At 64.6% G+C, this 22,877-nt stretch carries 20 protein-coding genes; 17 read left to right on the forward strand and 3 right to left on the reverse strand.

The window, feature by feature from the left end; translation table 11 throughout:
- The first annotated feature begins 1 nt into the window (after nucleotide 1).
- From exbD to SJY12_RS12585, 6 genes are read left to right on the forward strand one after another with little or no spacing between them, the layout of a single operon-like run.
- Nucleotides 2-430, forward strand: a complete 429-nt coding sequence (gene exbD / locus SJY12_RS12560; RefSeq protein ID WP_050599659.1) for a TonB system transport protein ExbD — start codon at nucleotides 2-4, stop codon at nucleotides 428-430.
- On the forward strand, nucleotides 427-1,173 hold the full coding sequence (locus tag SJY12_RS12565; protein WP_397505531.1) for an energy transducer TonB: 747 nt from the start codon (nucleotides 427-429) through the stop codon (nucleotides 1,171-1,173). Before exbD ends, SJY12_RS12565 begins: the two co-directional genes overlap by 4 nt.
- A gap of 15 nt (nucleotides 1,174-1,188) precedes the next feature.
- Nucleotides 1,189-3,552, forward strand: a complete 2,364-nt coding sequence (locus SJY12_RS12570; RefSeq protein ID WP_397505532.1) for a TonB-dependent receptor — start codon at nucleotides 1,189-1,191, stop codon at nucleotides 3,550-3,552.
- 60 nt (nucleotides 3,553-3,612) lie between these two features.
- Nucleotides 3,613-4,296, forward strand: a complete 684-nt coding sequence (locus tag SJY12_RS12575) for a Fe2+-dependent dioxygenase (RefSeq protein ID WP_397505533.1) — start codon at nucleotides 3,613-3,615, stop codon at nucleotides 4,294-4,296.
- Nucleotides 4,293-4,877, forward strand: coding sequence for a ferric reductase-like transmembrane domain-containing protein (locus SJY12_RS12580; RefSeq protein ID WP_397505534.1), 585 nt, complete (start codon nucleotides 4,293-4,295; stop codon nucleotides 4,875-4,877). The genes SJY12_RS12575 and SJY12_RS12580 overlap by 4 nt, the downstream gene beginning before the upstream one ends.
- Entirely contained in the window at nucleotides 4,874-5,206 is a 333-nt protein-coding gene (locus tag SJY12_RS12585; protein WP_397505535.1) for a PepSY domain-containing protein, read from the forward strand. Before SJY12_RS12580 ends, SJY12_RS12585 begins: the two co-directional genes overlap by 4 nt.
- A 37-nt stretch (nucleotides 5,207-5,243) precedes the next feature.
- Here the strand turns inward: SJY12_RS12585 and SJY12_RS12590 are convergent, their stop codons facing one another.
- Complete coding sequence (locus tag SJY12_RS12590; RefSeq protein WP_397505536.1) at nucleotides 5,244-6,035, reverse strand: 2-keto-4-pentenoate hydratase; 792 nt, start codon at nucleotides 6,033-6,035, stop codon at nucleotides 5,244-5,246.
- Between the two features lie 164 nt (nucleotides 6,036-6,199).
- Between SJY12_RS12590 and SJY12_RS12595 the strand changes: the two genes are divergently transcribed.
- The 5 genes from SJY12_RS12595 to SJY12_RS12615 all read left to right on the forward strand — a co-directional run bounded on the left by SJY12_RS12595 (nucleotide 6,200) and on the right by SJY12_RS12615 (nucleotide 11,424).
- On the forward strand, nucleotides 6,200-7,225 hold the full coding sequence (locus SJY12_RS12595) for a LacI family DNA-binding transcriptional regulator (protein ID WP_397505537.1): 1,026 nt from the start codon (nucleotides 6,200-6,202) through the stop codon (nucleotides 7,223-7,225).
- A 119-nt stretch (nucleotides 7,226-7,344) separates the two neighbouring features.
- Complete coding sequence (locus SJY12_RS12600; protein WP_063506203.1) at nucleotides 7,345-7,977, forward strand: RpiB/LacA/LacB family sugar-phosphate isomerase; 633 nt, start codon at nucleotides 7,345-7,347, stop codon at nucleotides 7,975-7,977.
- A 102-nt stretch (nucleotides 7,978-8,079) separates the two neighbouring features.
- On the forward strand, nucleotides 8,080-8,853 hold the full coding sequence (gene kduD / locus SJY12_RS12605) for a 2-dehydro-3-deoxy-D-gluconate 5-dehydrogenase KduD (RefSeq protein ID WP_397505538.1): 774 nt from the start codon (nucleotides 8,080-8,082) through the stop codon (nucleotides 8,851-8,853).
- On the forward strand, nucleotides 8,850-9,875 hold the full coding sequence (locus SJY12_RS12610) for a sugar kinase (protein ID WP_397505539.1): 1,026 nt from the start codon (nucleotides 8,850-8,852) through the stop codon (nucleotides 9,873-9,875). The genes kduD and SJY12_RS12610 overlap by 4 nt, the downstream gene beginning before the upstream one ends.
- On the forward strand, nucleotides 9,862-11,424 hold the full coding sequence (locus SJY12_RS12615) for a carboxylesterase/lipase family protein (RefSeq protein ID WP_397505540.1): 1,563 nt from the start codon (nucleotides 9,862-9,864) through the stop codon (nucleotides 11,422-11,424). Before SJY12_RS12610 ends, SJY12_RS12615 begins: the two co-directional genes overlap by 14 nt.
- Nucleotides 11,425-11,534: 110 nt before the next feature.
- On the opposite strand, the gene SJY12_RS12620 is transcribed toward SJY12_RS12615, so the two are convergent.
- Nucleotides 11,535-12,869: a polysaccharide lyase family 1 protein gene (locus SJY12_RS12620; protein ID WP_397505541.1), complete on the reverse strand. Its 1,335-nt coding sequence runs from the start codon at nucleotides 12,867-12,869 to the stop codon at nucleotides 11,535-11,537.
- 181 nt (nucleotides 12,870-13,050) lie between these two features.
- Here SJY12_RS12620 and SJY12_RS12625 point away from each other — a divergent pair, with 181 nt between their 5' ends.
- From SJY12_RS12625 to SJY12_RS12650, 6 genes are read left to right on the forward strand one after another with little or no spacing between them, the layout of a single operon-like run.
- On the forward strand, nucleotides 13,051-15,825 hold the full coding sequence (locus tag SJY12_RS12625; RefSeq protein WP_397505542.1) for a TonB-dependent receptor: 2,775 nt from the start codon (nucleotides 13,051-13,053) through the stop codon (nucleotides 15,823-15,825).
- Nucleotides 15,826-15,858: 33 nt separating this feature from the next.
- Complete coding sequence (locus tag SJY12_RS12630) at nucleotides 15,859-16,836, forward strand: alpha/beta hydrolase (protein WP_397505543.1); 978 nt, start codon at nucleotides 15,859-15,861, stop codon at nucleotides 16,834-16,836.
- The gene (locus tag SJY12_RS12635) at nucleotides 16,833-18,461 is read left to right on the forward strand and encodes a family 43 glycosylhydrolase (protein ID WP_397505544.1); all 1,629 of its coding nucleotides are present in this window, start codon (nucleotides 16,833-16,835) and stop codon (nucleotides 18,459-18,461) included. Before SJY12_RS12630 ends, SJY12_RS12635 begins: the two co-directional genes overlap by 4 nt.
- 26 nt (nucleotides 18,462-18,487) lie before the next feature.
- Nucleotides 18,488-19,498, forward strand: coding sequence for a TRAP transporter substrate-binding protein (locus SJY12_RS12640; RefSeq protein ID WP_397505545.1), 1,011 nt, complete (start codon nucleotides 18,488-18,490; stop codon nucleotides 19,496-19,498).
- Nucleotides 19,499-19,500: 2 nt separating this feature from the next.
- Nucleotides 19,501-19,980, forward strand: a complete 480-nt coding sequence (locus tag SJY12_RS12645; protein ID WP_397505546.1) for a TRAP transporter small permease — start codon at nucleotides 19,501-19,503, stop codon at nucleotides 19,978-19,980.
- Entirely contained in the window at nucleotides 19,980-21,263 is a 1,284-nt protein-coding gene (locus tag SJY12_RS12650; RefSeq protein WP_397505547.1) for a TRAP transporter large permease, read from the forward strand. The genes SJY12_RS12645 and SJY12_RS12650 overlap by 1 nt, the downstream gene beginning before the upstream one ends.
- Here SJY12_RS12650 and SJY12_RS12655 read toward each other — a convergent pair whose 3' ends face one another.
- Nucleotides 21,264-22,784 (reverse strand): UxaA family hydrolase, encoded by a 1,521-nt coding sequence (locus SJY12_RS12655; RefSeq protein WP_397505548.1) that lies wholly within the window; start codon nucleotides 22,782-22,784, stop codon nucleotides 21,264-21,266.
- Nucleotides 22,785-22,877: the final 93 nt, after the last annotated feature.

Consider the following 22,877-nt stretch of genomic DNA (forward strand, 5'->3'; position numbering starts at 1 on the left):
CATGGCGCTCAAACTTGCTTCGGACAGCGAGGACCTCGCGGTCGCGCATGAAATCAACGTGACGCCGTTCATCGACGTGATGCTGGTGCTGCTGATCATTTTCATGGTCGCCGCGCCGCTCGCGACCGTCGACGTCAAGGTCGATCTGCCGGTATCCAACGCGCAGGCGGCGGCCAAGCCCGAAACCCCCGTCTACCTTTCGCTACAGGCCGACGGGGCCATCCTGGTAAATGAGGACGCGGTCGAGCTCGGCGGGCTCGGTATGGCGATCGAACAGGCGACTGCAGGCGACCGTGAGGAGCGCGTTTTCCTGCGTGCCGACAAGGCGATCACCTATGACGAGATCATGCAGGCCATGAACGCCCTGCGGGCTGCGGGCTACGTCCATGTCGCTCTGGTCGGCGCGGAAGCCGCCGGAGCGGCGCAGTGATCGATATCGGGGCAGGCCGCAGCCACTGGATGCTGGGAGGCGGTTTCGCGATCGCCGGCCACGCAGCCGTGCTGGCGGGCGTGCTCCTGGTCAACACTGGGCCGGTGGAACCCCCGGTCGAGGATCCGGTGGTGCTGGTCGAGCTGCCATCGCAGGCGGCCCCAGCGCCTGCGCCGGCCGTTTTGCAGCCGGTCCAGCAGCAGGCCGACTACATCCCGCCGCAAACCTTGCCGCCGCGCGTCGAAGCGCCGCGCGTGAACGCACCTTTGCCGCGCGAATTCGTCGCTACGCCGCCGCCCCCGCCGCCGCTTCCTGCCCAGCGCAGCGCAAGCCCGCCGCCGAGGCCCGCTGCCCCGGCCGCGCCGCCGCGCGCTGCCCTGGCGACAACACCGGCGGGCAGTGGCACCGGAACCGCGGCTACCCCCGGCGACGATCCGAAGGCGAAGCGCGAGGAAGCCGACTATTATTCTCTGCTCAGCGCGCATCTCAACCGCAAGAAGCGGTACCCCAGCGAAGCCAAGAAGGCCCGCCAGCAGGGCGTCGTCACCGTTCGCTTCACCGTCCATGCGGATGGCCGGATCAGCGGCAGTTCGATCCGCACATCGAGCGGCCACGACCTGCTCGACCAGGCCACGCTCGACCTGATGGAGCGCGTCGCCCCGCTGCCCAGATTCCCGCGATCGATGACGCGCGACCGCGTCACGATCTCGCTTCCCATCGACTACTCACTACGCACGAAATGAGAGAAAGGTTTTACCATGAGGGATCGTAACCGGGGCGTGATCCGCCCGCTCAGCCTGCGCGGTGCCGGACGGGGCACTGCTGCGGCGATGGGCCTGTCGGCCGCGTTGATTGCCGGCGGTGCACAGGCGCAGGATGCCAATGGCGAAGACGAAGTCGTCCTCGACACGCTGCAGATCGAAGACGCCACCGCCGACGTTAACCCCAACGCCCAGCCGGGCGTACCCTACAAGGCGCGCACTTCGGGTGATCTGCGCCGCTTGAAGCCGCTCTCGGAAACCCCGCAGACGATCCAGGTGCTGACCGAACAGCAGCTCGAGGAACAGGGCGCAACCGACCTGCGCGACGTGCTCGACAATGTCCCCGGCGTGACCATCGGTACGGGCGAGAACGGCAACGCCTTCGGCAACCGTTACATCATCCGCGGCCACGAGGCCCGCAGTGACGTCTTCGTCGACGGCCTGCGCGATCCGGGCATGACCACGCGCGAGACTTTCGCGGTCGACCAGATCGAAATCACCAAGGGGCCGAGCTCGAGCTTCGCGGGTCGCGGTTCGACCGGCGGCGCAGTTAACTCGATCACCAAGAAGGCCAGCACCGATTACCAGTTTACGCGGGTGGACGCGGGCATCGGTACCGATGACTATTACCGCGTCACGCTCGACGCCAACGTGCCGCTGACCGATACGCTCGCGCTGCGTGCCAACCTGCTCTACGGTTACGAGGAAGTGCCCAACCGCAACTTCTCCGACCGCGAGCGTTACGGCGCCGCTGTGTCGGCCGCCTTCAAGCCCAGCGAAGTGTTCGAACTGGTGCTCGACTACTATCACCTGACGGCGAACGATACGCCCGATCTCGGCGGCTACGTTCCCCGGCCGACCGGTACCGGCCCGGACGATGTAACGGTTTACGAACCGTGGGACGACGTGCCCAATTACACGCAGAACGGCAACTTCCTGGATTCGGATGTCGATACGGTCACCGGCCGCATCTACATCACGCCGTTCGATGGCTTCACGATCGTCAATTCGACCCGCTACGGCGAAACCAGCAATGGCTATGTCCTTACCGGTCTTCGCGGCGGTGCCTACGATCCGGCGACGGACACCTACGCCCCGGTCACGCTCAGCACGCACCAGGGCAATCAGGAAGTCGAATATTTCGTCAACCAGTTCAATGTGCTGGGCGAATTCGCCACCGGCACCGTGCTGCACAATCTGATCGTGGGTGCCGAATATTCGGACCTCCAGGTCGCCAATGGCACTTACGACCTGACCGCGAACGGCGCGACCAATTGCGTCACTGCCGGGCGCGGCGGACTAAGCCCGAATTACTGCATCACCGATGAGAACCGCAATGTGATCTTCGGCGAGAACGAAATCCACAACATCGTGCAGCGCACGATCGCGGATGGCAGTGTCGACAGCGATTGGCAGGTCGAGACGCTGTCGGTCTATGCGATGGACACGGTGGACTTCACCGACTGGCTGTCGGTCCATGGCGGGATCCGCATGGATGCCTTCAGCTACAGCAACGTGGTGACCAGCCGCGGCACGGTCACGCCCTACACCTACAGCGATACGCTGTGGAACGGCCATGCCGGGATCGGGGTGAAGCCGCTTGAAGAAGTGTATGTCTACTTCAACTACGGCACGGCCAAGAACATCAACGGCGGCGAATCCGATCTTGGCGGCAATTGCGGCTACGGCGGCATCTGTGTCGACGACGGTACCGGCATCGGCGATGGCAGCCCGGAAAGCAGCGACAGCTTCGAACTCGGCGTCAAGGCCGACCTGTTCGACGATCGCTTCCTCCTGACTGCCGCGGCCTTCCAGATCACCAAGGGCGACGTGTTCGAATTTGCCGGCGACGGTTACAGCGCCGGTGGCTCGCTCAACACCGGCGAGAACCGTGTACGCGGTCTCGAATTCGGGCTGGTCGGCAACATCACCCCGCAGCTGCTCGCGCAGGCGGCGCTGACCGTGATGGATTCGGAAATCACCGACTCGAACGACCCCGACAAGATCGGCCGCCGGCTGAGCAATTTCGCCAACACGCAGTTCAGCGGCCAGCTGCGCTACCAGGTCACCGATGCGATCGCCTTCGGCGGCACCGCGACCTACAAGAGCGCACAGTACACCGGCCAGCCTGACGATGCGGCGAGCTACGACAGCAATCTGGACATCTTCACCTACCGCGTGCCGGATTACTGGACCTTCGACGCCTTCGCGAGCGTGGATTTCAACCAGAATTTCGGTGCCCGCGTAAACGTGACCAACATCGGTAACGAGGATTACTACGTCTCGGGCTATCGCTCGGGTCACTTCCTCTACAAGGGTGACGAACGCCGGGCGACGCTGACGCTCACCGGCAAGTTCTGATACGGCAGGGCGCGGGCTTCGGCTCGCGCCCTTCCACTCTTGCGACAAGACGACACTGCCATGCTGACCATCATCGAGAACCTGCTTAACGATGAAGAAGTGCGCCGCTTTCGCGAGCGCTTGCATGCTGCCGACTGGCAGGACGGGGCGGGAACCGCCGGTACCCGCTCGATTGCTGTAAAGCAGAACCTCCAGCTCCCCCGGAAAGATGCCTTGGCGCAGGAACTGGGCAATGCGATCCTGCGGCAGCTCGGCCAGCATCCGGAATTCGTTTCTGCATCGCTGGCGGAGAAGATCTGGCCGCCGGTGTTCAATCTCTACCAGGACGGCGGACATTACGGCACGCATTCCGATGCGGCGCTGATGCGCCTGCCTGAAGCGGACCTGACCATTCGCAGCGACCTTTCGGCCACGCTGTTCCTGTCCGACCCGGACAGCTACGACGGCGGCGAGCTGATCGTCGAGGAGCAGTTCGGCGCGCAGGCGGTCAAGCTGGCGGCGGGCGACATGGTCCTCTACCCTTCGTCGAGCCTGCATCAGGTGGCGCCGGTGACGCGCGGGCAGCGGATCTGTGCGATAACCTGGATCCAGAGCGCGGTCGCGGATACGCCGGCGCGCGCGCTGCTGTATGATCTCGATCAGTCGATCAGGGGGCTGACGCCCGAGCGGCCGAAAGACGATCCCGAGATCAACCGGCTGATCCACGTCTATCATAATCTGCTGCGGCGCTGGGCCCAGGTGTGATCGGCACGCGGCGGGCATTGCTGTGGGTGGCGCTGGCCATCCCGGCGGCGCTGATGATCCAGCGCTTCGCCAGCGGCGAAGCACTGGCGATGGATTTGTACCATCCGAGCGGCGAGATGGCAGTGCGGCTAATGATCCTTGCGCTGCTGCCCGGTCCGCTGGCGGATGCGCTGGGGCACAGCCGCTTCCTGCGCGGCTGGCTGGCGATCCGCCGCAATTTCGGCGTGGCCGCATTCCTTTACGCGCTGCTGCACCTCGTATTCTATGTGCTCGACATGCGGATGATCGCCGCGATGCTCGATGAAGTGGTTATCCCCGGCATCTGGACCGGCTGGCTCGCCCTCGTCTTGATGCTGGTTCCGGCGGCGATCAGTTCCGACCGGGCCATGCGCTGGCTGGGCCGCCGCTGGAAAAGCTGGCAGCGACTGGTGTACCCGGCATTCCTGTTGGCGCTGATCCACTGGCTGCTGCTCGATTGGCAGTGGGGGCCAGCACTCGTTCATTTGGCGCCGCTAGTACTCGCCTGGAGCTTACGTTTCGCGGTGCGGCGCCCGAAATCGCTATCGAGGAGTATCGCATGACCTTTCGCCAAAACGCCAAACGCTCTGCTCTTGCCGCTGCCGCATTCGCAGCACTCGGCCTTGCAGTGCCTGCGCAGGCCGATGGCGACGTGACCTGCAATGCCGGCCCGCACAAGGCTTGGCAGAAGATGTCCAAGCTCAAGAAGAAAGCCTGGCTGGAAGAGTGGGAACTGCTCAAGATGCAGGTCGAGGGCAATTGTTACGAAGTCTATGCGCGGACGAAGGAAGGACAGTCGATCGAGGCTTTCTTCCATCCCGTTACGCTGAAGAAGCTGGTGGTCTTCCGCCGCGGACAGGAAATCTACCGCGCCGACGGTTTTACCGGATAGCTCGTTTGCGCTGTTGCGGCGCATTCTCGGCTCAGGGTCAGTCCCGGTCCCCGGCGATCACCCGCGCGGAAATTTCACCGATCCCGTCGAATACCGCGGTGGCGTGCTGGCCAGCGGCTATTTCGTGCACGCCGGTAATTGCGCCGCTCGAAATCCACCAGCCCGCCTGCGGATCGATGCCGCGCTCCGCCAGATTGCGCAGAAGGAAGGCCGCCGCGCCGAATGGCCCGTCGAGCATCGTCGCAGTCGTCGCACGGCCCTTTTCCTCGCCGTCGATCGCAAGCGTGACCCCGACCTCATCGAGCCGCGACCAGTCTGCCCGATCGACCAGGCGCCCCAGCAGAAGGCCCGCGTTATTGCCATGGTCGGACACGGTCACGCAGGGGCCGTCGCGATTGATTGCCGCATAGGGCGAAGATGCTACCTCGAGCCCGATGCGAACCTCGTCGACCCAGTCCATGGCCTGTTCGGGGGAGGTGGGCGGCGCGGCCTCGCGCGGGGCGAGCCGCAGCATGAATTCGGCCTCCATGGCAGCGAAGCCGCCGCTGAAGATCGGAAATTGGGCCAGGCCTTCGGCTTCCGGTTTGATCGTGTCGGCGAAAGCGGGCCCGATCAGGCGATTGGCTCCCAGTTCATGGCTGGCGGGGGGATTGATCTTGCCCACCTTCCAGCCGCCGATCGGGCGATCCCACTGTTCGAGGGCGGCATCCTGGATGGCATAGGCCCCGGCAAGATCGGTCGGCCGGCGCCCGGGATATTCGGCCAGGGTCTTCCAGTTGCGGCGGGCATCGACAAAGGCGCGTGCAATGTCGCCGGCTGCGGAATTCATGGGGGCCCCTCTCGAAATATCCCACTTGCAGGGTGTCTTTGACGAAAAAGGAAACCGGTGTCAAAACGTATTTCGCCATCGCCCTGCGGATAGCGTTCAGCTGCGCCCTCCCATTTTCCGAGTTGGCGGCTATGAAGATGGCGCACAGCAAAAGGTTGCGACGAATGGCAAAGTCCGGTCCGGCACCTACGATCAACGACGTAGCGCGGGTTGCGGGCGTCTCGAAGAAAACCGTCAGCCGGGTGATCAACCGGTCCCCTCTGCTCAAGCAGGCCACGCGCGAAAAGGTCGAGAAGGTCATTGCCGAGCTCGGCTACACGCCGAACCCGCAAGCGCGGGCCCTGGCGCTGCGGCGCAACTTCCTGCTCGGGCTGCTGCACGACAATCCCAATGCGCAGACCGTGCTCAATTTCCAGGAAGGGGTGCTCGACGCCATCCGCGACACCGAATTCGCACTGGTGGTGCGGCCGGTCGATCGCCATTCGCCTGCCATGCTCGACGACATCCGCAACTTTCTCGAGCAGCAGCGGCTCTACGGCGTGCTGATCCTGCCGCCGATTTCCGAGAATGACGAACTGGCCGCGCTGTGCCGCGAAATGGGTTGCGGCTATGTTCGCATGGGATCTGCAGCGCTCGACGAGGCGGAGCAACTGGTCCAGTCGAACGATCGCGAAATGGTCGAAGGGGTGGTCGATTACCTGGTCGAGATCGGGCATACGCGGATCGGGTTGATCGAAGGGCCGCAGGGTTTCCGGTCTGCCTTCGAACGGCGCGAGGGTTTCCTTACCGCCGTGACGCAGCACGGGCTGGAAATACCCGACGACGCGCTGGTGCAGGGCAATTACCGGTTCAGTTCAGGGGTCGAGGCGGCGAACCGGCTGCTCGACCAGAACCCGCATGTCACCGCGATTTTTGCCAGCAATGACGAAATGGCGGCGGGCGCCTATCACGCGGCGCGCGAACGGGGCGTCGACATCCCGCGGGATCTTTCGATCGTGGGATTCGACGATTCCCCCATCGCCGCGCATATCTGGCCGCCGATGACCACGGTCGGCTGGCCGATCCGCGAAATGGGCAAGGCCGCCGCGCTCAAGCTCGTCGCGCCCGATACGGCGGAAGCCAAGCCATCGTGCTTCCCCGCGCGGCTGGTTACGCGCAATTCGGTCGCCCCGCCTTCCAAGAAAATCTGATCCGCCGCTTGAAATAGCCTCTGGTTTGCGGATACAACGTGTTTTGACACCGGTTTCCTAACTGGACTTTTGGAGCCGCCTGAATTCGCACCAGCGCCCCCAGCGGGCAGGGAGAACCCATGAAGATCGCCCTCATCACCGAGAACAGCCAGGCCGCCAAGAACGGCCTCATCTACGATGCCCTCAACACCGCTGCCGAACCGTTCGGCCACGAAGTGTTCAATTACGGCATGTACACCGCCGAAGACAGTGCATCGCTGACTTATGTGATGAACGGTGTGCTGGCGGGCATCCTGCTCAATTCCAAGGCTGCCGATTTCGTCGTGACCGGCTGCGGCACGGGCATGGGGTCGATGCTCGCCTGCAATGCGATGCCCGGCGTGTTCTGCGGCCTCGTGATCGACCCGACCGATGCCTTCCTGTTCAACCAGATCAATGCCGGCAACGCGATCGCGATGCCCTATGCCAAGGGTTTCGGCTGGGCCGCCGAGCTCAACCTGCAGGATTGCTATCGCAAGCTGTTCGAAAACGAAGCGGGTGCGGGTTATCCGCGCGAACGGGCCGAACTGATGCGCAAGAACCGCGGCTTCCTCGCCGACCTCAAAGCTGCCAGCACGCATGACATGCTGACCGTGCTGAAGAATGTCGATCAGGACCTGCTGCGCGCCGCGATCGCGGGCGAGCGCTTCGCAGAATATTTCTACGCCAATTCGCAGGATGACGCGATCAGCGACTATCTGCGCAATCTCTGACCCCTTCGGGAATCGCATGACCGGCATGAACCGGCACCGGGGGCAGGGGATCGCGTCGTCGCGACGCGATCCCCACCGCACCACACTGGGAGAGTGAATACCATGGCCACCACCCCCTTCGACCTGACGGGGCGCACCGCGCTCGTCACGGGTGCCAATACGGGTATCGGGCAGGGCATCGCCATCGCGCTGGCACAGGCCGGGGCCGATATTGCTGCAGTGGGCCGCAGCCCTGCCGACGAGACCGCCGAACAGGTCTGCGCGCTGGGCCGCCGCTGCGAGCTCGTTTCCGCCGACCTGTCCTCGATCGAACCGGTCGCGGACGTGGTCGACACGGTCGTAGGCAAACTCGGGCGTCTCGATATCCTCGTTAACAACGCCGGGATTATTCGCCGCGAGGATGCGCTCGACTTCTCGGAAGAGGACTGGGACGCCGTGATGGACACCAATCTGAAGACGCTGTTCTTCCTATGCCAGGCGGCCGCGCGCCACATGACCGGCTGGGCATCGCAAGGTGGCGAACGCGGCAAGATCGTCAACATCGCATCGATGCTGACCTTCCAGGGCGGCATTCGCGTGCCGAGCTACACCGCCAGCAAATCCGGCGTCGGGGGCCTGACCAAGCTGATGGCCAATGAATGGGCGCCGCGCGGCATCAACGTCAACGCGATCGCGCCGGGCTATATCGCGACCAACAACACCGCTGCGCTCCAGGCGGACGAAACGCGCAATCGCCAGATCCTCGAGCGGATCCCCGAACAGCGCTGGGGCGACCCGGCCGATATCGGCGGCGCGGCGGTCTTTCTTGCCAGCCGCGCGGCGAATTATGTCCAGGGGCATATCCTCGCGGTCGATGGCGGATGGCTGGCGCGATGACAGCGCTGCCGAAATCGGGCCACGTGGTCTGTTTCGGCGAGATGCTGGCGCGCCTGTCGCCCGAGGCGGGGACGCCGCTGGCGCGCGCGCACACTCTCGCGCTCGCAATCGGCGGGGCCGAGGCCAATGTCGCCATCGCGCTTGCCAGCCTTGGCCAGCCTGCCGCGATGCTCAGCACTGTGCCGGACAATCCGCTGGGGCTCCGCGCGCTCGCCGCGCTGGGCGAAGCGGGTGTGGATCAGCGCTTCGTACGCCGCGCAGCGGGCCGGATGGGACTGTATCTGTTCGAACCGCCCAGCGGTCCGATCGGGGGGCGGGTGACCTACGACCGCGCGGGAAGCGCCTTCGCCATGGCGCAGCCCGAAGATTTCGACTTTGCGGGAGCGCTCGATGGCGCGCGGCTGCTGCATCTTTCGGGCATCACGCCTGCGCTGGGCCCCGACGGGGTGGCGCTGGCGAAGAAAGCCGTTGCCGCCGCGCGTGCGGCAGGCGTGCCGATCTGCTTCGACGGCAATTACCGCGCCAGTTTATGGGATGCCTGGGATTGCAATCCGCAGGCGATCCTGACCGAACTGGTCGAAGCGGCCACCATCCTGATCGGCAATCACCGCGACATCTCGCTGCTGCTCGGCAAGAGCTTCTCAGGCGATGGGCCGGATCGCCGGCGCGAAGCCGCCGAAGCCGCCTTCGCGCGCTTCCCCGACCTGGCGGCGATCGCCTCGACCGCGCGTCATATCGAAAGCTCGACCACGCATGGCCTCGCCGCCCGGGTCGACCTGCGCGAAAGCCATTGGCAGACCGAAGAGGTCCGGATTGCCCCGGTGGTCGACCGTATCGGCACCGGTGATGCCTTCGCCGCGGGCGTGCTGCTGCGCTGGCTGGAAGATGGGTCCGCGCAGGAGATGGCCAAGACGGGTCTGTCGCTGGCGGTGATGAAACACGGTATTCCCGGCGACACCATAGCTGTGACGCGCAGTGAGCTGGAGAGCTTTCTTCCGGCAGGAGCCGATGTCAGCCGCTGACGGCATGACCCGCCGCGCGGCTCTGCGCGGGGGCCTCGCAGGGGGCGCATTGCTTGCGGCCCCGGCGGTGGCGGCAGGGAGCAGCGGCGACCCCCGGGCTCTGGCCTACCGCGGCATGATCGATCGCGGGGTGCCCGCATTTCTCGGCATTCGCTATGCCCGCGCGGCGAGGTTCGACCGCCCGGTGCGCGAGCCTGTTCCTACCGCGCCCACGCCCGCGACGCAGTTCGGTCCGCTGTGCCCCCAGCGTAATCCGATGTCCCCGGCAATGAGCGAGGACTGCCTGTTCCTCAACATCTGGACGCCGGATGCCCATTCTTCCGCGCGCCGCCCGGTGATGGTCTATTTTCATGGCGGGGCCTACAATTGGGGCTCGGTCACCGACCCGCTGACGCATGGGGCGAAGCTTGCCGAACAAGGCGATGTGGTGGTCGTCACGGTCAATCACCGGCTCAACCTGTTCGGCTATGGCTGGCTGGGACCGCTCGGTGAGCGTTTCCGCCATAGCGGCAATGCGGGGCAGCTCGACCTGATCTGCGCGCTCGAATGGATCCGCGAGCATATCGGGGCCTTCGGCGGGGACGCGGACCGCGTGATGGTCTTCGGCCAGTCGGGCGGCGGCGCCAAGATCGCGACGCTGATGGCGATGCCCGCAGCCGATGGTCTCTTCCACACTGCCGCGACGATGAGCGGCCAGCAGGTCACTGCGCAAGGGCCCGGCAATGGCTGGCGGCGGACGCGCGCCCTGCTCGACCATCTCGGACTGGCGGAAGACGACGGCGCTGCCCTGCTTGCCCTCCCGTATGAGCGCTTGCTCGAAGGCCTGGAGGCGACCGATCCGGTGCTCGGGGGCAGTCTCTATTTCGGCCCGACGCTGGATATGCTGCATCTGCACCGCCATCCGTTCTGGCCCGATGCTGCGCCGCAATCGCGGCACATCCCGATGATCCTCGGCAACACGCGGCACGAGACGCGCGCCTTCATCCGCAGCGACGGGCCCGTCGTGCAAGGTCTCGACTGGCAGAATATCGCCGAGCGGCTGGCCCCGCAGATCCGCATCGATTTGCCCGCGGACTGGGTGGTCGCGCAATATCGCGCGGAGTTTCCGCACTGGTCGGCCGAGCAAGTATTCTATGCCGCGACCACCGCCGGACGCAGCTGGCCCGGACAGGTGATCGAGGCCGATGCGCGCGCCCGCGCAGGGGCGCAGGCCACCTGGGTCTATCAGCTCGACCGGCCCAGTCCGATCGATCCCACGCGCGGTGCGGCGCATACCGACGATCTGCCCTATGTCTTCGGGACGCTCGCTGCGGCGGGCAGCTATTCGGGAACCGGGCCACGCGCCCGCACGGTCAGCGCTGCGATGATAACTGCCTTTGCGGGCATGGCGCATACGGGCCGGCCGGGGCTTCCATCATGGGCGCCCTATACGCTTGCCGAACGCGAGACTTTGGTGATTGGCGAAGAGAGCATCGCGACCGAGTACGATCCACGCGGGTGGGAGCGCGAGCTGTGGGCGCGGGGGCCTTATATCCAGCCGGGGAGTTGAAACTCGGTCAGACCTGATGCGGCGGTCCGTCACAGTGGGTAGGCGGCTCGCTTGCGGCATGAAGACATACCGCCGCGAAGCCGCCTACCTCTTAAGAAGCCCCGGCATGGTTATCGATTGGTGGCGCGCATCTCACGGTCGCGGGGCGAAAGATGCTCCTGCGCACCTTCCTTCTGGCCTGGCCAGATGCCCGACTTCGGGGTCATGGTGGCAAGGTCCCAATCCGCTTCAACGAAAGGCGCGCTCGTCGCTTCGAATTGCGGATAGCCGCCGACCTCGTCTTCCGAATCGATCACCTCGCCGCGTCCTTCGGCGATGTAGAAGAGGACGCGGATTTCCATTTCGCTGCGATCCCACGGGCGCGCGCCCGAGGTTGCGAGCAGGACGGTCTCAACATCCTCGCTGGGCATGATCGAATAGCCGTCCAGATCATGCAGCGGCGTATCCTGCTGAAGGATCTGTGCGCGTGTGTGGCCATAGCGGCCGAACATCGGCAGGTCGTTCCCATACCGGTCGATCGCGACATTATCGCGGCCATAGTATTGCAGATCACCCACACCGCCGATCGTCAGGAATGGCAGGCCCGCATCGGTGCTGTTGCCGCCGCGCATGACATTGCCCACTGCGGTAAGCTGGCCGTCGACCGGCGCGTGGCCCGCCCATTCCAGATCCATCAGATTGTAATGCACCGCGCGATATTGCGGATCGTAGATCAGATTGTTGATCATCAGCGCCTCGACCCCGCCCTTCAGCAGCGGCGAGCGTTCGACATTGTGGGCCCAGACATTGCGTTCGAACACGATGCCGGTGGCATTGTCGTGGATCAGCGAACCCTTCGAGTGTTCGCCCTTGGGGTGCGTCGAATTGGCCAGGCCCTCGGCCGCCAGGTTCGACCGGAAGATTATGTTGCGGCTGGTGCCTTCGCGCCATTCTTCCACCGTATCCCCGGTAAAGCGCGGACCCGAAGCGGACATGTTCTCGTCGACACCCCAGAAGAAGCTGTTGTTCTCGATCAGCAGATTGTGCGCCGAGCGGGTGGAGATAGCGTCCACTTCCCAACCGTGGCGTTTCGGCAGGCCGTCGCTGCCCACCGCCACGCGCAAATGGCGGATGATGACATCATGCGTGTTTACATTGATCCCGCCGCGCAGGATGGTGATGCCGGGCGAGGGCGCGGTCTGGCCCGCGATGGTGACATGCGGCTGGGTGATGGTGAGCGAAGACCTCTCGAGGTCGATCGCGCCGCCGACTTCGAACACGATGATCCGCGGTCCTTCGCGGTCAAGCGCGTCGGCAAGGCTGCCGGGGCCATCCTTGGCAAGCGTGGTCACGCGGACGATCTGCCCGCCCGCGCCGCCGTCGGTCGGTTCGGCAGCATTTACCGCTACTGGCGAAGCAATCACAAACACGCACAGCGCGAGCAGGCAATTTACGATATATTTCATGACCATTTCCTCTCCGTTGATTGCATCCTTGACAGCGAAGGCGAGATCGAGCAAGAAGAATTGACACCGGTTACCAAAACAGCCGGGTCGAGGGAATTCAGAGTGTCGGGGAGGGGTGCGGCCAAGGCCGCTATTTCGCTTCTCCAAAAAAGACACCGGTGCCAATTTGGAGGAGGATGCGATGAGGTTTGTGGTTCCCACGGGGAGCGTGAAGGCGGCTCTGCTAGCTGGCAGCGCGCTGGTAATTTCGACGCCTGCGCCTGCGCTTGCGCAGGACGCGGGTACGCTCGATGCCGAGGAGGTGAGCGATGCGGCCTCGGAAGCCTCGGGCGAGATTTCCGATAGCGATAACGTGATCATCGTGTCCGGCTTCCGCCAGTCGCTCAATGCGGCCATCGCGGCGAAGCGCGAGGCGGTCGGCCAGGTCGACGTGATCGTAGCGGAAGACATCGCGAAATTCCCCGACACCAACCTTGCCGAATTGCTCCAGCGTATTCCCGGCGTCGCGATCGAACGCGATGCGGGCGAGGGCCGCCAGATTACGGTCCGCGGCCTCGGGGCGCAGTTCACGCGGGTTCGCGTCAACGGCATGGAAACGATCGCGACCTCGGTCGATGGCGCCTCGTTCAACCGCGACCGCGCGTTCGACTTCAACGTCTTCGCATCCGAGTTGTTCAATTCGATCGTCGTGAACAAGACCGCCTCGGCCGCGCTTGACGAAGGCTCGCTGGGGGCCGTGATCGATCTCAACACCGGCAACCCCTTGTCCTATGGTGCGGGCCTGAAGCTCGTGGGTTCGGCGCAGGCGCGCTATAACGATCTGAACGATGATCTGGCGCCGCGCGTCGCGGGCTTGCTCGCGTGGAACAATGCCGACGAGACCTTCGGCATCTCTGCATCTGCGGCCTGGACCAAGTATGAAACGCCCGAACTGGGCAACAATTCGGTCCGCTGGGCGAACAATGCGACCTTCCGTTCGGTCGATGGCGTCGACTGCGCGGCCAATCCGGCCGATTCCGGATGCGTCGAGGTGCGCGAGGCGTTCCATCCGCGCATCCCGCGCTACGGCCTGGTCAATCACGACCGCGAACGCTTGGGCGCAACGGCGGCGATCCAGTTCCGCCCGACCGATCGAACGGATATCGAGCTCAATGCGCTTTATTCCAACTTCAAGGAAGACCGCGACGAATATTGGGGCGAAGTGCTGCTGCGCTCGAACGAGGACGAGATCGACCTGTCGAATTATGTGATCGACAGCGACAACAATCTGATCAGCGCGGACCTGCAGAACGCGTGGGTTCGCAACGAGCGATACCACCGCGAAAGCGAAACGGATTTCTACCAGATTTCGGGTCGGCTCGAGCAGGCGTTCAGCGACACCTTCCGCGTTTCGCTGCTGGCCGGCTTTTCCAAGTCGGACGCCACCATCCCGGTCGAAACGACGATCATCTTCGACGATCGCGATGGCGAATACAGCTATGATTACACCGATATGAAATTCCCGCGGCTGACCTTCGAATCCGATGTCACCACTCCGGGCGCATTCCAGCTTGCCGAATTCCGCGACCGGCCGAGCTCGGTTGAGAACAAGTTCAAGACCGTCGCATTCGATCTCGAATGGGAGCCGACCCAAGGCCTGAAGCTTTCGGGCGGTCCGTTCTATCGGCAGTTCGATTACGCGACCGAAAGCGCGCGTCGCGACAGCCAGTACTGTTCGGTCTTCACCTGCGCTCCGGGGGCCTATGGCGCTCCGGTCACGGGCGACCTCGCCGAACTGTTCGAACTGGGCGATGCCGGTCAGCCGGCGGGGAACACCAACAGCTGGATCGTGCCGGACCTTGATGCGGCGATCGCGTTCCTCGATCTCTACAATCGTCCGGCCGTCACCCGCGAGGGCGACGTGCGCGGCGTCGAGGAAAAGGTCACCGGGGGGTATTTCCAGACCGACTTCGAAATCGACCAGGGTATGCGCGTGACCGGTAACTTCGGTGCCCGCTACGCGCGCACCGAGCAGGCCTCGCAGGGGTTCAACAACGGACAGTACGTCACTGTCGAACGCACTTATGAAGACTTTCTGCCCGCGTTGAACCTGAATGTGTTCCCGAGTGACGACTTCATCATCCGCGGTGCCATCGCCAGGGTTATCACCCGCCCGTCCCTGGGCAATCTGACGCCGGGCGGTTCGGTCGATGAATTCAACTTCCGGATCACCACCGGCAACCCGTTCATCGAACCCTATCGGGCCTGGAATTACGACCTCTCGGCGGAGTGGTATTTCGCCCCGGGTGCGATCCTCTCGCTGGCAGGCTTCATCAAGGAGGTCGAAAGCTTCCCGGTGGGCAGTTCGCAGCAGATCACCTATGCGCAGAGCGGGCTGCCGCTGTCGCTGCTGACTTCGGGAACGCCGGCCTACGATGCCATCGTCAACGGGACCGACCCGAACCGCGAGTTCGAGTTCCGGTCGACGACGAATGGCGAAGGCGCCACGATCAAGGGGCTCGAGCTCGGCCTGCACCTGCCGTTCTCCGTTTTTTCCGCAGGTGCGCTGTCGAACTTCGGCGTGCTGGGTAACGTCACCTATGTCGACAGCTCGCAGGAAATCGAGTTTGAGGGCGAGACTTTCGAAACAACCTTCGCAGGGGTTTCGAAATACTCCGCCAACGGCACCGCGTACTATGACGACGGGCGCCTGTCGGTGCGCGTTTCGGCCGCCTATCGCGACGGATACAACGCCGGCGGCAGCGGCAATGGCAACTTCCTCGAAGGCTTCAGTTCGTCGTTCAATCTCGATGCCGCGATCCGCTACAAGCTCAACGACTTCATCGAGCTGACGCTGGACGGAAACAACCTGACCGACGACTACCGTTTCCGTTGGACCGACGACGTCGCTCGCCGGAACTACGAAAACAACCACTTCGGCCGCATCATCATGGCCGGTGTGCGCTTCGAATACTGACCCGAAGCGCGTGACGACGAAGAGGACCCGCGTATGAGAAGTGATCGACGGTCGCTTCTCGTCGCGGGTCTCTCGCTGTCGGGAGTTCTGGCCGGCGGGGCGGCTGCGCGCGCCGACCGCAACCCTGCAGATGCGAAACTCGCGGCGCTTGAACTCTGGCCGGGGGGCGCGCCCGGCTTGCCCGATCGGCCGCCGCTGGAACGCATCACTGACCGGGCGGCAGACCCGTCCTACCAGGACCGCGCGGTCGCCGGGATAACCGCTCCGCGTGTGAGCGTATTCCAGCCCGAACGTCCCACCGGGGCCAGCGTCCTGCTGCTGCCGGGCGGCGGATACCGCCATGTGGTCGTGGACAAGGAGGGGCATGAAATGGGCCAGTGGCTTGCCGGCCGCGGCATCACCGCTTTCGTGCTATTCTATCGTTTGCCCGGCGACGGTTGGGCGGCCGGACCCGACGTGGCGCTCAGCGATGCGCAGCGTGCGATGCGGCTCATTCGCGCGCAGGCGAACCGCTTCGCGATCGACCCGGCGCGGGTCAGCGCCATGGGCTTTTCCGCGGGCGGGCATCTGTGCGCCGATCTTGCCACGCGGTTCGCGAAGGAAACCTACCGTCCGGGCGACGCAGCCGACGCGCTTTCGGCCCGTCCCGATGGCGCGGCCTGTATCTATCCGGTGATCAGCATGGATCCCGCGATCGCCCATGCCGGTTCGCGCCGCCTGCTGATCGGCGAGGGGGCCAACGCCACACGCGAGCGTGCGCATTCGCCGGACCACAACGTCGCAGCGGACACTCCGCCAATGTTCCTGCTCCACCCTGAGGACGACGGCTCGGTCCCGGTGGAAAACAGCCTGCGGATGCGGTCCGCACTCAAGGCACAGGATGTGCCGGTCGAGACGCATTTGTTCGCCAGCGGCGGACACGGGTTCGGGCTGCGCAGGGCGGTAGGCAAGCCGGTGGAAAACTGGCCCGAGCTCTGGCTGGCCTGGGCCGCAAGAAGGAAGCTTGCATGACTATCCGCCGAAGGGATCTCCTGGTCGGTGTCGCCGGGGCCGGAATGTGCGCATTCTCGCCCGGTTTTACAGCGCCCCTCGCTGCGCGAACCCACGCCCAACGCAGCTCTGGCGGCTCGTCGCAGACCTATCGCCGCGGGTTCGACAACCAGCGAATTCCCGATCTCGGCAATGGCACCTTCCTGAATCCCGTAGTGTCGGGCGACCGTCCGGATCCCGCGATCCTCAAGGATGGCGCCGATTACTACATGACCTTCTCCACCTTCGACGCCTATCCCGGGCTGACGATCTGGCATTCGCGCGACCTGGTGAACTGGCGGCCGCTGGACGCCGCGCTGACGCGCAATATCGGGTCGGTCTGGGCCCCCAGCCTGCACAAGGACAAGGGCCGCTACCTGCTCTACATCCCCGTGAAGGCCAAGCCGCAGAACGACATCTTCGTCGCCTGGGCTGACGATATCACCGGGCCGTGGAGCGATCCGATCCCGCTCGGCCTGCCGAACCATATCGACCCCTGCCATGCGGTCGCCGAAGACGGCAGCCGCTGGCTGTTCCTGTCGGGCGGCGACCGTGTTCGCCTGTCCGACGACAATCTCTCGCTCGCCGGCGCGGTCGAGCATGTCTACGATCCCTGGCGCTATCCGTCCGACTGGATCGTCGAAGGGTTTTCGCCCGAAGGTCCGAAGATCCAACACATCGGCGGCTGGTATTACATGATCACCGCAGTGGGCGGCACCGCCGGTCCGCCGACAGGCCACATGGTCATCGCCGCCCGTTCGCGCTCGCTGCATGGCCCCTGGGAACACCATCCCGGCAATCCGCTGGTTCGTACCGAAAGCGTGGATGAGGCGTGGTGGTCGCGCGGCCATGCCTCGCTGGTCGAGGCGCCCGATGGCAGCTGGTGGTCGCTCTATCATGGCTATGAAAACGGCTATTGGACGCTTGGCCGCCAATGCCTGCTCGATCCGGTGGAATTCACCGCCGACGGGTGGTTCCGCATGACCGGCGGCGACCTGTCCGCGCCGATCGCCAAACCGGGCGGCGGGGCGGCGGTCACGCATGGCATGCCGCTGACCGACGATTTCTCCGCCCCGCTTGCGCTGGGCAGCAAATGGGCCTTCTTCAAGCCCGACGCCGATGAAGCGGCGCGGGCGAACAGCGGCAACGGCGTGTTGCGGCTGAAGGGCAAGGGCGCGGCGCCGTCCAGCGGCTCGCCGCTGTTGCTGACCGCAGGCGACCGATCTTATCGCTTCGAATGCGATATCGAACTCGCGCCCGGCGGACGGGCGGGGCTGATCCTGTTCTATGACGACAAGCTCTATTGCGGGCTGGGTTTCGATGCGGAGCGCTTCGTCACGCACCAATATGGCCGCGAGCGCGCAAGACCCGCCAATCCGCATGGCGGGCGGATGCGGATGCGCGTGACCAATCGGCGCCACATCGTCACCTACGATACCAGCGGGGATGGCGGAAAAACCTGGCACCGCTTCGACCGTGGGATGGAAGTGTCGGGCTATCACCACAATGTGCGCGGCGATTTCCTGATGCTGCGGCCCGGCCTCTATGCGGCGGGGCCGGGCGAGGCGAAATTCCGTGACTTCCGCTTCACCGCGCTCGCAGATTGAACAAAATGACGGGGAGCGGAGGAAACATGACGAACGGGCGCATGGCGCTGTCGCGGCGAAGCGTGCTGGCCGGCGGCATGGTGCTGGGGGCAGGCGCGATCCTGCCCGGCTGCAAACCGGTGATGTCGGGGCTGCTGACCGGCGCCGACGCGCATCCGGGCGATTACCCGACCGTACGCGCGGTCGAGTTCATGGGCCGCTATCTCGATGAGAAAACGGGCGGCCGGCTGGGCATCAGGATGTTCGCCGGCGGCCAGCTCGGCAGCGAAACCGATACGCTGGAGATCACCAGTTTCGGCGGCATCGATTTCAACCGGGTGAACTTCGCGCCGCTCAACTCGATCGAGCCGATGACGCTGCCTTTCTGTCTGCCCTTCGTATTCGATTCGGTCGCGCATATGCGGCGCGTGGTCGACAGCGAGGTGGGCGACGAAGTCATGGCCTCGCTCGAACCGCACAATCTCATCGGCCTGTGCATTTACGATTCGGGTGCGCGCAGTTTCTACAATGTCCGGCGCCCCATCACCACGCCGGAGGATCTGCGCGGGCTCAAGATCCGCGTGCCCGCATCGGACCTCTATATCGCGATGGTCAATGCGCTGGGCGCCAATGCGGTGCCGATCCCCTTTGGCGAAATTTACCAGTCGCTTGCCCAGGGTGTGATCGACGGCGCGGAAAACAACTGGCCCACTTTCGTGGGCGAGCGCCATTACGAAGTCGCCAACTATCTCAGCCTGACCCAGCACCTGCTGACCCCCGAGGCGCTGGTGATGAGCAAGGCGAGCTGGGAACGGCTGTCGCGTACGGACCAGCTGCTCGTGCGCGAGGCGGCCAAGGCTTCGGTCGTCGAGATGCGGCGATTGTGGGACATTCGCGTCGGCGAGGCCGAGACCGCAGTGGCCGCGTCGGACGTTGCCGTGAACACGGTCGATACCGAACCCTTCGCAGCGTTGATGCGGCCGGTGTGGGATCAATTCATTACGACACCCGCGCAGCAGGACATCGTCCGGCGCATCCGCGATATGAGGGAAGGATGACTATGGCCGCGACCCTATCGCGCTGGTTGATCGGCTTCGGTTCGATCGGGCTTCTGGCGATGACCGCGATCATCGGCTGGCAGGTGTTCGGGCGCTTCGTGCTCAACTCGAGCCCGTCTTGGACCGAACAGGCTTCGCTGATCATGATGATCTGGTACGTCATGTTTGCCGCCGCCGCGGGGGTCTATGAAGGCTTCCATATCCGCATCGCGCTGCTCGAGGAAAAACTGGGCGACCGCGCGCGGCCGCTGCTGCGGATCATCGCGCTCGTGATTGCCGCGATCGGTCTGGTGCTGCTCGTTTACGGCGCGCAGCTGTGCTGGGCAGTGCGCGGCAATGTCGTACCCTCGCTCGGCGTCAGCCGCGCGGTAGCCTATGTGCCGCTGCCCGTTTCGGGACTGCTGATGACATGGTTCGCGCTGCCACAGCTGCTGACCGGACGTCATCCGGCGGATGATGCCAGTGAAGGGGAGCGCGGCTGATGGAACTGCTGATCCTGTTCGGCGTGCTCCTCGCCATGCTCGTCATTGGCGTACCGGTGGCCTTTTCCCTGCTCGCGGCGGCGCTTGCCTGTTTCCTCGCGATGGATATCCCTCCCATCGTCGCGGTCCAGCGCGTCGCCGCGGGAATCAGCGTTTTCACGCTGATGGCGATCCCCTTCTTCATCTTCGCGGGCGACCTGATGTACCGTGCGGGGATTGCCGACCGGCTGGTCCGCGTGGCCGATGCCGCCATCGGGCGCGTGCGCGGCGGCTTGGGGATCGTCGATGTCGGCGCCTCGATGATGTTCGGTGCGGTGTCCGGCTCGGCTATCGCCAGCGCCTCGGCGATCGGCTCGACCATGGTCCCGCTGATGAAGGAGAAAGGCTATCCTGCAGATTATGCGGTCAACGTCACCGTAACCGCGGCGATCGTGGGCCTGCTGATCCCGCCTTCGCACAATATGATCATCTATTCCGCCGCCTCGGGGATCGGCGTATCGATCGGCGATCTGTTCCTTGCCGGCGTCATCCCCGGCGTGCTCACCGGCCTGATGCTGATGCTGGTAGCGTGGCTGGTGGCCAAGCGCGGCAAACTGCCGCTCGGCTGCTTCCCCGGCTGGCGCGAGTTCATCCTCGCAAGCGCCTATGCAATCCCCGGTCTGATGACCGCAGTGATCATCATGGGCGGTATCCTCAGCGGGTTTTTCACGCCTACCGAAAGCTCGGCTATCGCAGTGATCTACACCATGCTCATCGGGACCTTCGTCTATCGCAGCCTGGGGTGGAAGGGCATGTGGGAAGCCGCCGGGAAGTCGGTGCGCACCGCTGCGATGGTCTTGTTCATCATCGCTGCCGCCACCGCCTTCGGCTTCGCGCTCGCGCTGCTCGAAGTGCCCGCCGCGATGGGCGCGCTGATCGGCGTGATGACCGACAATCCGATCCTGACCCTGCTGATCATCAACCTCATGCTGTTGGCGCTGGGCACTTTCATGGACATGGCCCCGCTGATCGTCATCACCACGCCGATCTTCCTGCCGGTGGCGATGGATGTCGGGGTCGATCCGGTGCACTTCGGGATCATCATGATGCTCAATCTGGGCATCGGCCTGGTCACGCCGCCGGTCGGCTCGGTGCTGTTCGTCGGCTCGGCGGTGGGCAAGATCCCCGTGACCGCGCTGGTGAAGACCATCTGGCCGTTCTATCTCACGCTAATTGCAGCGCTGGTAGTGATTACCTTCGTGCCTGCGCTCTCGCTCTGGCTGCCGGGGGCATTCGGCAGCTGATCACAGCGTCACCCCGCGTTTCCAGATCGAAATCACGCGCTGGTCGCTGCGTTCGGCGGCGGTGGGCTCGCCGCTGGCAATGGCGAGCAGATAGTCCGCAAAGGCGGCATCGACCGCCTCCACCCCTTCGGCAAGCGCGCGGCCCGCGTCGAAATCGATCCAGCCCGGCTTGGTTTGTGCAAGCGCGGTGTTGGACGAAATCTTGACCGTGGGCACCGGGAAGCCGAGCGGGGTGCCCCTTCCGGTGGTGAACAGCACCAGGGTCGCCCCCGCCGCGGCCAGCGCGGTGGAGGAGACCGCATCATTGCCCGGCGCTTCGAGCAGCGTCAGGCCCGGCCGCGATACAGTGCCGCCATAGTCGATCACATCGACCAGCGGTGCGCAGCCGGCCTTCTGCACCGCGCCAAGCGATTTTTCTTCCAGCGTGGTGATACCGCCCGCGATATTGCCGGGCGAGGGGTTCTTCGAAACCGGCTGGCCCTGGTCGAGGAAATAGCGCTTGAAGCGGTTCACCAGCGCGCCTGCCTGCTCGAAAACCTCCGGTGAAACGGCGCGCGCCAACAATGCTTCCTCGGCGCCGAAGATCTCTGGGATTTCGGTCAGCACGAGGCTGCCGTCCGACCCTGCGAGACGATCGCTGTAGCGCCCGAGCAGGGGATTGGCGGTCAGCCCCGACAGCGCGTCCGACCCGCCGCATTTCAGCCCCACGGTCAGCGCGCTCGCCGGCGCATCTTCGCGCATTACCGGAGCGAGTTCAGCCACCAGATCGGCAATTTGCGCAAGCAGGCGTTCGCGCTCGTCGCCCGGGTCCTGCGCGCGGACAAGCCGCAGCTTGGCGCGGCTGCGCTCGGGGACACTGGCAACAAGGTCACCGAGCTGGTTGCTTTCGCAGCCGAGCCCCACCAGCACCACGCCGCCCGTATTGGGGTTGTCGCACAGCGCGGCCAGGAGCGCGCGCGTGCCCGAAAGATCGTCGCCCAATTGCGAACAGCCGTGCGGATGACCGAACCCCACGATTGCATCGACCCTCCCGCGATGGATTGCGCTTGCTTCGCGCGCCACCAATTCCACCAGCGGGGCGACGCAGCCGACAGTGGGCAGCAGCCAGATCTCGTTGCGGGTGGCAAAGCGCCCGTCGGCGCGCCGGTATCCCCGCCAATTGCCCAGTGGTGGGGAGGCTTCCGGGCTCGGCGCAGGCGGCGCAAATGTGCCATACTCCATCTCCCCATCCAGCGCGGTGGCGAGATTGTGCGAATGGACATGCTCGCCCGCTGCGATTGGCTGGCTGGCAAGGCCGATCGGGGCGCCATAGCGCAAGACCGGTTCGCCTTCGTTGTGGGGGCGGAGGGCGAATTTATGGCCTCTCGGGATCGCTTCGGGCAGCCGCAGGACAATTCCGTCCAGTTCGATCCATTCGCCGGCCTTGTGATCGCGCAGTGCGACGCCGGCGCCATCGGCCAGGTGCGAGCGCCAGACATCGGGCAACCTCATCCCTGTGGAAGCGCTGTCGGCCTCGGTCATTGCGCGTCGCTCCTTATCCCCCTGCCTGACCGGTTGATTTCCTCTCCGGTAAGCGGCAGAAACCGCTCTTGACACCGGTTACCATAGTTCGTC

It is taken from the genome of Qipengyuania sp. R86523, assembly GCF_044596365.1.
GTDB classification, from domain to species: Bacteria; Pseudomonadota; Alphaproteobacteria; order Sphingomonadales; family Sphingomonadaceae; genus Qipengyuania; species Qipengyuania citrea.

Excerpts from the sequence above, each read along its gene's own strand:
- exbD (WP_050599659.1), top strand. The coding sequence starts at position 2 with ATGGCGCTCAAACTTGCTTCGGACAGCGAGGACCTCGCGGTCGCGCAT.
- SJY12_RS12570 (WP_397505532.1), top strand. The coding sequence starts at position 1,189 with ATGAGGGATCGTAACCGGGGCGTGATCCGCCCGCTCAGCCTGCGCGGT.
- SJY12_RS12575 (WP_397505533.1), top strand. The coding sequence starts at position 3,613 with ATGCTGACCATCATCGAGAACCTGCTTAACGATGAAGAAGTGCGCCGC.
- SJY12_RS12585 (WP_397505535.1), top strand. The coding sequence starts at position 4,874 with ATGACCTTTCGCCAAAACGCCAAACGCTCTGCTCTTGCCGCTGCCGCA.
- SJY12_RS12590 (WP_397505536.1), bottom strand. The coding sequence starts at position 6,035 with ATGAATTCCGCAGCCGGCGACATTGCACGCGCCTTTGTCGATGCCCGC.
- SJY12_RS12595 (WP_397505537.1), top strand. The coding sequence starts at position 6,200 with ATGGCAAAGTCCGGTCCGGCACCTACGATCAACGACGTAGCGCGGGTT.
- SJY12_RS12600 (WP_063506203.1), top strand. The coding sequence starts at position 7,345 with ATGAAGATCGCCCTCATCACCGAGAACAGCCAGGCCGCCAAGAACGGC.
- kduD (WP_397505538.1), top strand. The coding sequence starts at position 8,080 with ATGGCCACCACCCCCTTCGACCTGACGGGGCGCACCGCGCTCGTCACG.
- SJY12_RS12610 (WP_397505539.1), top strand. The coding sequence starts at position 8,850 with ATGACAGCGCTGCCGAAATCGGGCCACGTGGTCTGTTTCGGCGAGATG.
- SJY12_RS12615 (WP_397505540.1), top strand. The coding sequence starts at position 9,862 with ATGTCAGCCGCTGACGGCATGACCCGCCGCGCGGCTCTGCGCGGGGGC.
- SJY12_RS12620 (WP_397505541.1), bottom strand. The coding sequence starts at position 12,869 with ATGAAATATATCGTAAATTGCCTGCTCGCGCTGTGCGTGTTTGTGATT.
- SJY12_RS12625 (WP_397505542.1), top strand. The coding sequence starts at position 13,051 with ATGAGGTTTGTGGTTCCCACGGGGAGCGTGAAGGCGGCTCTGCTAGCT.
- SJY12_RS12630 (WP_397505543.1), top strand. The coding sequence starts at position 15,859 with ATGAGAAGTGATCGACGGTCGCTTCTCGTCGCGGGTCTCTCGCTGTCG.
- SJY12_RS12635 (WP_397505544.1), top strand. The coding sequence starts at position 16,833 with ATGACTATCCGCCGAAGGGATCTCCTGGTCGGTGTCGCCGGGGCCGGA.
- SJY12_RS12640 (WP_397505545.1), top strand. The coding sequence starts at position 18,488 with ATGACGAACGGGCGCATGGCGCTGTCGCGGCGAAGCGTGCTGGCCGGC.
- SJY12_RS12645 (WP_397505546.1), top strand. The coding sequence starts at position 19,501 with ATGGCCGCGACCCTATCGCGCTGGTTGATCGGCTTCGGTTCGATCGGG.
- SJY12_RS12650 (WP_397505547.1), top strand. The coding sequence starts at position 19,980 with ATGGAACTGCTGATCCTGTTCGGCGTGCTCCTCGCCATGCTCGTCATT.
- SJY12_RS12655 (WP_397505548.1), bottom strand. The coding sequence starts at position 22,784 with ATGACCGAGGCCGACAGCGCTTCCACAGGGATGAGGTTGCCCGATGTC.